Annotated in this window: 11 protein-coding genes; all 11 read right to left on the reverse strand. The window is 32.1% G+C overall.

Annotated elements, in window-relative coordinates:
* Positions 1-50: 50 nt before the first annotated feature.
* Positions 51-1,283: a cation:proton antiporter gene (locus E6248_RS08355; RefSeq protein ID WP_396335139.1), complete on the reverse strand. Its 1,233-nt coding sequence runs from the start codon at positions 1,281-1,283 to the stop codon at positions 51-53.
* Between the two features lie 2 nt (positions 1,284-1,285).
* Positions 1,286-1,894 (reverse strand): TetR/AcrR family transcriptional regulator, encoded by a 609-nt coding sequence (locus E6248_RS08360; protein WP_316340360.1) that lies wholly within the window; start codon positions 1,892-1,894, stop codon positions 1,286-1,288.
* Between the two features lie 241 nt (positions 1,895-2,135).
* Positions 2,136-3,332 carry an acetate kinase gene (locus tag E6248_RS08365; protein ID WP_316340361.1) on the reverse strand — a complete coding sequence of 399 codons (1,197 nt, stop codon included), beginning with the start codon at positions 3,330-3,332 and terminating at the stop codon, positions 2,136-2,138.
* 15 nt (positions 3,333-3,347) lie between these two features.
* Complete coding sequence (gene pta, locus E6248_RS08370) at positions 3,348-4,346, reverse strand: phosphate acetyltransferase (protein ID WP_316340362.1); 999 nt, start codon at positions 4,344-4,346, stop codon at positions 3,348-3,350.
* Positions 4,347-4,373: 27 nt separating this feature from the next.
* Entirely contained in the window at positions 4,374-4,790 is a 417-nt protein-coding gene (locus tag E6248_RS08375) for a MaoC family dehydratase (RefSeq protein WP_316340363.1), read from the reverse strand.
* A 19-nt stretch (positions 4,791-4,809) separates the two neighbouring features.
* On the reverse strand, positions 4,810-5,991 hold the full coding sequence (locus E6248_RS08380; protein WP_316340364.1) for an acetyl-CoA C-acetyltransferase: 1,182 nt from the start codon (positions 5,989-5,991) through the stop codon (positions 4,810-4,812).
* A gap of 9 nt (positions 5,992-6,000) precedes the next feature.
* A complete protein-coding gene (locus E6248_RS08385) occupies positions 6,001-6,723 on the reverse strand; it encodes a beta-ketoacyl-ACP reductase (protein WP_316340365.1) in 723 nt (240 codons plus the stop codon).
* Between the two features lie 187 nt (positions 6,724-6,910).
* A complete protein-coding gene (locus E6248_RS08390) occupies positions 6,911-7,486 on the reverse strand; it encodes a TetR/AcrR family transcriptional regulator (protein WP_316340366.1) in 576 nt (191 codons plus the stop codon).
* A 63-nt stretch (positions 7,487-7,549) separates the two neighbouring features.
* Positions 7,550-8,365: an alpha/beta hydrolase gene (locus tag E6248_RS08395; protein WP_316340367.1), complete on the reverse strand. Its 816-nt coding sequence runs from the start codon at positions 8,363-8,365 to the stop codon at positions 7,550-7,552.
* 16 nt (positions 8,366-8,381) lie between these two features.
* Positions 8,382-9,716 carry an acetyl-CoA hydrolase/transferase C-terminal domain-containing protein gene (locus E6248_RS08400; protein ID WP_316340368.1) on the reverse strand — a complete coding sequence of 445 codons (1,335 nt, stop codon included), beginning with the start codon at positions 9,714-9,716 and terminating at the stop codon, positions 8,382-8,384.
* 79 nt (positions 9,717-9,795) lie between these two features.
* Positions 9,796-11,016: ABC transporter substrate-binding protein (locus tag E6248_RS08405; protein ID WP_316340369.1), on the reverse strand; the 1,221-nt coding region annotated here is incomplete at its 5' end.

An 11,016-nucleotide genomic window follows, 5' to 3' on the forward strand; every position in this document is an offset into this window, starting at 1 on the left:
TGGGACTGTTTGTCCAACAGTCCCATTTTATATTAGTTAGATAATGCCTACTAGCCCTTTATCTTCATATCCTTCTTTCCAAACTCTCCTGCCCATTCAAACCCTTTCTTTGCAACTATAACAGCAATCACTTCATTTACGACTGCTGCAGCTGCAATAGTTCCTTGAATAATTTCTGCAGATTTAGGATCAGGTCCTGCCAAAACAGATACTGCGATCCCTGTAAATACAAGGGATACTCCTGAGTGTGGAAGTAATGTTAATCCTAAATAATTTCTAACAGTCTTCGGAGATTTTGTAATGCTTGCACCAAAGAATGCACCAAAATATTTACCCAAAGCTCTAGCAACAATATATATAACAGTAAATAAACCTGCACTAAGAATCAAATTATAATCTAATGGTGCTCCAAGATTTAAAATAACAATAATCATTGAAATACCTAAAATTGGATTGAAATCATTCATTATCTTTTCAAGCCTATCTTCTGTTATCATATTAGAAAATGTAGCCGAAAAAGCCATACCCATTAACATAAAATTCAATATTGGTTTAGGCATAATATGATTATTAAAAATAAATCCTATTCCTGAAGTAATTAAAATCATTCCAATAAGAATCACTAAAGTATCTAATGTTTTGCGTTCCTTTTTTAATAATAAACCAGCTAAAAGTCCAGTAGCTAGTCCAATAACTAATGGAAGTACCACAACAATAGGAATCATATACCCTGGTAGCTTCTGTTCAGATATATTTCCTGCAACAACAGCAATTGTTGTAAAAAATACAATTACCCCCACCATATCATCTAATGCTGCCATAGGAATCAATGTTTTAGTCACAGGTCCATCTGTTTTAAATTCTCTAACAACAGATAATGCTGGCGCTGGTGCTGTAGCTAATGCAATTCCACCAAAAATGAAAGCAAGATAAATAGGTACATCAACAAAATAGAATACAACACCAAAAACTAACGATACTAAAAAGAAAGTTCCCAAAGATTGTGTTAGAGTTGTTATTATAATTGATTTTCCAGACTTCTTAATTTTTTTCCATACAAGCTCTGTTCCAATCATAAGTCCTACTACGCACTCTAAAATATGAACAATATTTTCATACCACCCCGCTTCAAGTATTGAGCTATCAAGTATTGAAAGGGCATGAGGACCTAATATCATACCAGCAATAAGCCACCCTAAAATTGATGGCATTTTTACCTTCGATATTAATTTCCCTATTAAAAAAGCAATAATTATAGCAATAATCCATCTAAAAAAAATCATATTTATTCTTCCTCCTTCGCTATTCCATAAAGCATAAAGTTTAATATTTTTCTAAGCTTTTCCTCGTGATCAGATATAAGAATTGTAAAGTCTGCATTAGAGTATGCTGAACTACTAAAATATCCATTAAACATTTCTTGTATTATCTCATAATACTCCAAAGCATCTTCTTCTGTAACATCATTACGTAAAGTCAGATTCTGCAACGCTGATCTGTAGATACTTTTATTTAATTCATCAAAATCCCTTTTTATTTCTTTTATTTCATTTATAAGTTTTGATGGTGTTTGTAAAATTGCTTCAAAGAATATACGGGCATAAAGTGGATACTTTAAAAAGAATTTTAATCGTAATTCCATATACCTATGTAAATCACTTCCTATATTTTGAGCCTTTAAGTATTCTGTAACTTCTAAAAAACATCTACTAACACATACTAGATAAAGAGCATCTTTATTCTTAAAATTATGATAAATTAATCCTTTCGAGATTTTAAAATTATTGCAAATATTATTAAGAGAAGAATTAATATACCCTTTTGTTCCAAACTCCTCTATAGCTGCTGCAATAATCTTTTCTTTTGTAATTTCTGTTTTCTTTTCTTTCTTCATATATGCTTCCCTCCGAGTTATAGACCACATGGTCTATAATCATTATATCAATTATTGACCAACTAGTAAATAATTAAAAATAATTTATTCTAAATTACAAAAAAAGAAACTCAGCTCCCTGAGTTTCATACTTTAGTGTCCAGCCAATCTTGAGTTATTTGACATTAGACTTGTTACTATGTTCTGCATAACGTCCACTTGGAGCTTGCGACTAAGGCAAAGGATAATATAGTAACAAGTCTTAGCCAAAAATAACTTCTAGTGTTTCCTTTGCAATCATTAGTTCTTCATTAGTTGGAATAACAAATACCTTAACCTTTGAAGATTCAGTACTTATTTCACCTATCTCTCCTCTTACATTATTACGATTATTATCAATCTTTATTCCTAAAAAATCCATTCCTTCTAAGCAAGCTTTTCTTGTTATACTTGAATTTTCACCAATTCCAGCTGTAAAAATAATAGCATCTACTCCACCCATATGTGCAGCATAAGCAGCTATCTGCCCTCTTATCCTATAATAAAATATATCTAATGCTAGTTTAGCTCTTTCATTTCCTGCTAAGGCAGCCTTCTCTATATCTCTAAAATCAGAGCTGACACCGGATATTCCAAGTACTCCTGACTTTTTATTAAGGGTTTCATTTGCTTCCTCCGCTGTATATCCACATTCTTCAATTAAGAAAGTAGAAATCGATGGGTCAATATTACCAGACCTAGTTCCCATAGCTATTCCAGCAAGAGGTGTAAATCCCATAGATGTATCTATAGATACTCCCCCTTTTATTGCGCATATGCTAGCTCCATTACCTAAATGACAGCTTATTATTTTCATTTCATTAATATCTCTATTTAATACTTCCCCTAGCTTTTGTGCCACATATTTATGTGAAGTACCATGGAAGCCATATTTTCTTATTCCATAGTTCTCATATAAACTGTATTCAATGGGATAGATGTATGCTACCTCTGGCATATTTTGATGAAATGCAGTATCAAAAACTGCTATCATAGGAGTCTTTGGCATTAATTCACCACATACTCTTATTCCTATTATATTTGGAGGATTATGAATTGGCGCAAGCTTAACACATTCCTCTAAATAACTTAAAACTTCATCATCTATAAGTACTGATTTTGAGTATTTTTCTCCTCCATGAACTACTCTATGACCTACTGCATAAATTTCATTTATCTCATTAACTACACCATACTTTTTATCTAATAATGCTTCTAAAACTAAATTAATAGCATCTTTATGATTTGAAAAATTCCCCTTTACTACATACTTTCCTTTAATCGAATTCTTATGAGTTAATACAGAGTCCTCTAGCCCAATTCTTTCAAATATGCCTTGGCACATAACTTCATAAGTATTCATATTTATTACTTGATACTTTAATGAGGAGCTTCCACAATTTATTACTAGTACCTTCATCTATGAATCCCCTTTTTAATTATTTTGTGCTTGTACTGCTGTTACTGCTACTACATTAATTATATCTTCTACAGAGCACCCTCTAGAAAGATCATTAATAGGCTTATCAAACCCTTGACATATAGGTCCTACAGCTTCAGCCTTGGCAAACCTTTGTACAAGCTTATATCCTATATTCCCTGATTGTAAATCTGGAAAAATTAATATATTTGCTTTTCCCGCAACATTACTATTAGGTGCTTTTTGCTTAGCAACACTTTCTACTATTGCAGCATCTAATTGCATTTCTCCATCTATAAGTAAATCTGGTCTTAGCTTCTTAGCTAATTCTGTAGCCTTTCTTACTTTTTCTACTGTATCATGATCTGCTGAACCCATAGTAGAAAAGCTAAGCATAGCAACTCTAGGCTCTATTTTACATACTTTTTTAGCTGTATCAGCAGTAGTGATTGCTATTTCTGCTAACTGCTCATAACTTGGATTAGGATTTACAGCACAATCTGCAAATAGAAGCATTCCCTCTTCTCCATAATTTGAAGTTGGAACTCCCATTATAAAAAAGCTTGATACTACTGAGGCTCCTTTAGCTGCCTTAATTACTTGAAGACCAGGTCTCAATAAATCTCCTGTAGTATGAACTGCCCCTGATACAAGTCCATCTGCATCATTACACTTTAGCATTACAGTTCCAAAATACATTGGATCTTTAACTATTTGTTTAGCTTTTTCTATAGTTACACCCTTATTTTTTCTTAATTCATAAAACTTATCTACATACTTATCTATATTGCTCGAACTATTTAAATCAATTATCTCAATATCCTCAAATTCTAAATTCAAACTTTTAATCTCATGTATAATTTTTTTCTTATTTCCTATTAATATAGGATGAGCTAATCCTAAATCCTTTATTTTTCTAGCTGCTTCTATAGTTCTTCTTTCTTCTCCCTCTGGAAGTACTATTCTTTTTATGTCTTTTTTAGCTAAATCCCAAATACTATTTAATAGCTCCATTTATATTTCCCCTTTGCTTTTCAAATCTTATCTTGGAGGCATTACTACCGCTTTACCTTTAACTACAACTTCCCCTCTTTGATTTACACAAATTGTTTCAAGGGTTATTCTATTTTTCTCTTCTACTCTTTCTATAACCTCAGCTGTAGCCGTTATAGTATCACCAAATTTTACAGGAGCTGTGAATTTTAATTCTTGTGAAAGATATATTGTTCCTGGACCTGGAAGCTGCATTCCAAGAACAGTTGAAATATAACTTGCAGATAACATTCCATGAGCTATTCTTCCCTTAAACATGGTTTCCTTTGAATACTCCTCATTAAAATGTGCTGGATTTAAGTCCCCACTTACCCCTCCAAATAAAACTACGTCAGCCTCTGATACGGTTCTACTATAACTTGATTTATCCCCTAAATTTATTTCCTTTATCGTTTTCCCCCTCATACTATATCTCCCCTTATACTTAATTTCTTTCTATTAATAATGCTGTCCCCATGCCTCCACCTATACAAAGTGTAGCTAATCCCTTCTTTGCATCTCTTCTCTTCATTTCATATAGTAATGTTACTAATATTCTTGCTCCTGAAGCCCCAATAGGATGTCCTAATGCAATGGCTCCTCCATTAACATTTACTTTAGTTTCATCTAATTCTAAATCTCTAACAACTGAAATTGATTGAGCTGCAAAAGCTTCATTAGCTTCAATTAAGTCTAAGTCTCCAACAGTCCAATTTGCTCTCTTTAAAGCATTTTTAGTAGCTTGAACTGGTCCATATCCCATTATTGATGGATCAACTCCTACTGTGCCATAAGCCTTTATAGTTGCTAATATCTCTAATCCTAATGAATCAGCTTTCTCACTACTCATAACTATTACCATAGCAGCTCCATCATTTATCCCTGAAGCATTCCCAGCAGTTACTGTTCCATCCTTTTTGAAGGCAGGTTTTAACTTTCTAAGTTTTTCTATAGTAATATTTTCTTTTATATATTCATCTTTATCAAAAATTAGAGGTTCACCTTTTCTTTGTTTAATTTCAACTTCTACTATTTCCTCATTAAATTTTCCAGTTCTTTGAGCTTCCTCTGCTTTGTTTTGACTCCTTACTGCAAATTGATCTTGTTCTTCTCTTGTTATTCCCCATTGTTCTGCTATATTTTCAGCTGTTATACCCATATGATATTTATTGAAAGCATCAGTTAGACCGTCCTCTATCATAGTGTCAATTATCTTTCCCTCACCCATTCTTTGACCAAACCTTGCGGTGGGTATTACATAAGGTGAGTTAGACATACTTTCACTTCCACCACATAGTATTACATCTGCATCTCCAAGCATAATTTCCTGAGCCGCTAAGCTAATTGCTCTTAGTCCAGATCCACAAAGCTTGTTTAAAGTCATGCTTGGAACTTCCACTGGTATTCCTGCTTTTACAGATATTTGTCTTGCTATATTTTGACCAAGTCCACTTCCAAGCACATTACCAATTAGTACTTCATTAATCTCACTTGGACTTATATTGGCTCTTTTTATAGCTTCTTTTGCAGCAATTACACCTAGATCAACTGCAGATAATTTTAATAAACTACCACCAAAACTTCCTATTGGAGTTCTTACTGCTGATACTATAACTACTTCTCTCATAATATCCTCCTATAATCTCATTCCACCATTAACTGATAAATTATGACCAGTTATATATGATGATTCATCACTAGCTAAGAATAAAACTGCATTTGCAATTTCTTCTGGTTCCCCAAGTCTTCCAATCATAGTTTTAGCCCTCATATTATCTAATACTTTCTCTGGTACAGTCTTCATCATCTCTGTATTTATATATCCTGGGGATACTGAATTAACTCTGACTTTAGCACCCTTTCTTGCAAATTCTTTGGCCCAAGTTTTTGTCATACCTATTACTCCTGCCTTTGTTGCAGCATAGTTAGTTTGTCCTACATTTCCAAATTCTCCAACTACAGAAGCAATATTTATTATCGAACCTTCTCCATTTTCCATCATCTGAGGCCCAACTAATTGAGCTATATTAAACAATCCCTTTAAATTAACATTTATAACTAAGTCCCACATTTCTTCAGTCATCTTTTGAATTAATGCATCTCTAGTTATTCCTGCATTATTTACTAAAATATCTACTTTCCCAAACTTTTCAATTATACTTTCGAAAAACACCTTTATACCCACTCTATCGGTAACGTTTACTTCATATCCATATATATTACTATTTTCATAAGGTAATTTATTCATATCAACTGCTACTACCTTAGCCCCTTCTCTCGCAAAGGTTTCTGCAATACATCTTCCGATTCCTTGGGATGCTCCTGTAACTATGGCAACTTTATTTTTCAATCTTAACATTATTATTCTCCTTTTAATTGTAAGTACTTACTTTCATATTTGTTAAAAAATTAATCTTTTTCATATTCTTAATGAAATAAGATTAATTAGTCCATATTATTTATTTTTTTATATAAGTTATTAAAGTAACTCCATAACTTATATTTTTTTAACACGAAATATAACTTAATAAAATTTAAAATGTTTATTACAACTTATATATAGATACAAATTGTCTTGTATGCTCTTTTACTATATCTTCCCACTTTAAATTACTTACTGTATTATCTCCTAGTATTTCTACAGTAAATGTCCCTAAAAGACTATTTACAAAAGTTACTGCCATTATTTCTGTCTCACCATCTATTATTCTTCTTTCTTTAAGCTCATTAAAATATTCTATTAAGATGCTAATTATTTTTCTTGAAAGTTTAAGTTTTACAAAATCTTTCTCATTATCAGCTAATTTCATCTGAACCTTATAAAGCTTTGTATTTTGAATAAATAGCTTATATATTCTATTAGCTATCAATAACATACTTTCTTCAAAACTTAGATTTTCTATATCATTTAATATATAATCTACTCTGGAATCAATTACATAATGCTCTGTAGTTACTTGAAACAAATTGCTCTTAGATCCAAAATGTCTAAATATAGTTAATTCATTTACCCCAGCTTCTTCTGCAATTTGTTTTGTTGTAGTAGGATAGTATCCCTGCTCAGAAAATAACTTTAAGGATACCTTCATTATTTTTTCACTTGTTTCATTATTATACTTCATATCATTGTCTCCTTTATTTTGCATTTTATAAGCAAGTAACTCCTTATATTTTCCAATGTTATTTTATACTATTTTCATGTAATTCTCAATGGATAAATACCCTTTTAGTATAGTTATAAATTCTATTGGTCTTTCATACATAGATGCATGTCCAGAATCCTTAATCGATATATAAGTAGAGTTTTCTATCTTTTCTTTAATATACTCTTGTTCATTTGCTGGTGTAACGAAATCATATTCACTACTTACTATCAAAGTGTTTGCCTTTATATTATGAATATCCTTTCTCACATCATATCCTTCTGCACTCTCTATTAATCTTATCATAGCAGTTAAAAATTCCTCATTAAATACCTTGTATAATAAATCTTTTCTTTTATTCATCCAATCTATATTCTTAGTATAAAATCCTGGCGAATAAATAATAGGTATTGTTACATTATAAAAGGCTTCTTTATTCCTATCCTCTGCTGCATTAATCCATCCCCTGCCTATATCTTGTAACCATGGGTTAGTGTAACTTGTAGTATTAAATAAAATCAGCTTGTTTAAATAACTTTCATATTTTAAAGCAAATTGTAATGCAACTTCTCCACCATAGGAAATTCCAAAAAGGTTTATTTTATCTAGTTTTAATTCATCTATAACTGCCTTTAGTACTTCAACTTGAATATCTTGCTTATAGCTTTCTTCCATCTTATCTGACTTTCCTTGATCTAAGAAATCTAAAAGAATTACTTTATTATCCTTAGAAAGCTCAGGTAAAAATACTTGCCAACTAACGTGAGACATCATTATTCCATTTAAAATTACTAGCGGAGTTCCTTCTCCATGAACCTCATAATATATATTCTTATTGCTATAACTCAAAAATGCCATATTTGCACCTCTACTTTCAATAAATTAAACCTAGCTCCTTAGCCTTCATCAATAGTTCTTCTTTAAACTTCGGATGTGCTATATCAATTAATTTATAAACTCTTTCACTAACTGTAGTACCTCTAAGCTCTGCAACCCCATATTCTGTTACCACCATATCTACATCATTTCTTGATAAACTTACAGCAGCTCCTGGTTTTAAGAAAGGAACTATTTTAGAAATCTCTTCTCTAATTCCAGTTTCCTTATTTTTTACCATTGCTGTGGAATATAAAGCAATAAATGATCGCCCATTTTTAGACATTTGAGCTCCAATTGCAGTGTCTGCTTGTCCTCCAGTTCCACTAAATTGTACTGCTCCTATTGATTCTGAGGCACATTGTCCTGTTAGATCTATTTCTATTGTAGTATTAATAGATACTTGATTATCATTTTTCCCTATAATATATGGGTCATTAGTCCAATATCCATCCATCATCATTATAGAAGGATTATCATCTAAGAAGTCATATAATTCCTTTGTTCCAAGGGCAAAGGCTGCAATGTGCTTTCCTTTATAAAAATTCTTTTTCTTTCCAGTCACTACTCCAGATTTAATTAATTTCACCATTCCAGTAGTAAACATTTCTGTATGAATTCCTAAATCTTTTTTATCACCTAGTGATGCTGCCACTGCATTAGGTATCCCCCCTATGCCAAGTTGAATACAATCTCCATTGTTAATCCTTTCTGCTATAAACCTTCCTATCATTAAATCTTTCTCGTTAGGTTCTACATCTGGAAGTTCTGGAACCTCATAATCTGTCTCAACTACATAATCTATATCACTTATGTGTACTTCAACGTCTCCTAAGGTTCTTGGATAATTCTTATTTATCTCCAATATTACTAAATCTGCTTTTTCCATCATTCTTTTTTCATATACATTACTTAAAGATAATGATAAATATCCATGTTTATCAGGAATAGTTGCTGTACCCATATATATGTTAGTTTTTTTATGGTCCATTCTCTTTGTAGCTGCTAAATGAAGATGATTGGGTATAAAGGATATATTCCCATTTTTCTGTCCTTTTCTCATAGCTGCTGTATAAAACCAACCATCCATTCTAAATGAATCCTTATATTTTTCATTAGTGAAATATTCAGCCATTTCCATAGGCAGACAAGTAGTTACAGTTACATCATTAACTCTATCTGATATCTTATGAAGATTTTTTAAGATTTCTTTTGGTTCGGCAGAGCCTAATCCTGAAACTATTACATCGCCACTCTTAATTAAGTTTAAAGCCTTATCTACAGTTATATATTTCTCATTAATTAATTCTTTTGATTTAATTGTTTCTAACATATTAAACCTCCCTTAATTATTAAGGGCTGTCGCAAACATCTCAAATTTTAACTTGTGCGACAGCACCTTCAAACTCTTATTAATTTCCTAATATAGCATCTATATTCTTAAATCCAATATAAGGACTCCATCCTGTTGGGCTTGATAAATCCATTTTTGCTAATGACATCTCTTGAGTTCCAAGTCTCTTTCCACCAGAGAAATCTATATTTCCTCCAAATGGATTCTCAATTGGCTCTTTTTCCATAGCAGCTATATAATTTTCCCAAGTCAATTCTCCATCAACATTATTTAATCCTGTAACGAAGAAATCTGCTGCTATCCAACCAGTCATAGCATAGGCATTTCCAGAGAAGTCTTCAGTTGAAACTTCCTTAACCCACTTTTGGAAATCGGCCATCGCTGGTTTAGTTACATCTACCCAAGCATTACCATATATTTCATACTTATCTGCAACATCACTCTTAATTGCTTCCACCATAGTTTTATCTACATTTACATATGTTGTAATAGCAGGCTTAGTATTTCCTTGCTTAGCCAATTCCTTAGCTATTTGTGGGAAAGTTCCTTGAATACCTGCAATTATAACAACATCTACATCTTCATTCTTAATCTTTGTTACTGCTGATGAAACGTCTTCTGCTCCTGGAGCTACTTGTTCACTTATTACTTCAACATCTCCAATATTCTTTGCTTCTGTTTCTATTCCTTTAATTAAATCTTTACCAGCATCATCATTAGTGTAGATAACACCTATCTTATTTGCTTTAAATTCTCCTTTTGCCCATGCTGTCATAATACGTCCTTCCATAGGATATACAGGTTGAACTGGGAAGATATTATCACCTTCTCCTTTTGCTGCATTTTCGTTATATAATATTCCTGTACCTGTTGCAAAATAAACTGATGGTATTCCTATTTCCTTAAGATCATCTAATGTTGCTCCTACTACTGGAGTTCCAAAGTGTCCAACTATAGCAAATACTTTATCATCATTTACTAGCTTGTCTAATACAGCCTTACCCTTTTCAGGATTAAATTCATCATCTTGGTGGATATATTCAATTGTTCTTCCATTTACCCCACCTGATTCATTTATCATTTTAAAATATGCTTCTATACCAGCTTTAAATGGAACTCCTACTGGAGCAAAAGCTCCTGATGTTGAAACACTGTTACCAACCTTTATAGTGGTATCAGTAATACCCTGTGCTGCTTCTTCTGTTTTTCCACATCCTGTAAATACCATAGTTAGAGTAAGTGAAGCTAAAAGTAATGCAATTTTCTTTCTCATAAATTT

Source organism: Clostridium sp., from assembly GCF_032552055.1.
Classification (GTDB): Bacteria; Bacillota; Clostridia; order Clostridiales; family Clostridiaceae; genus Clostridium.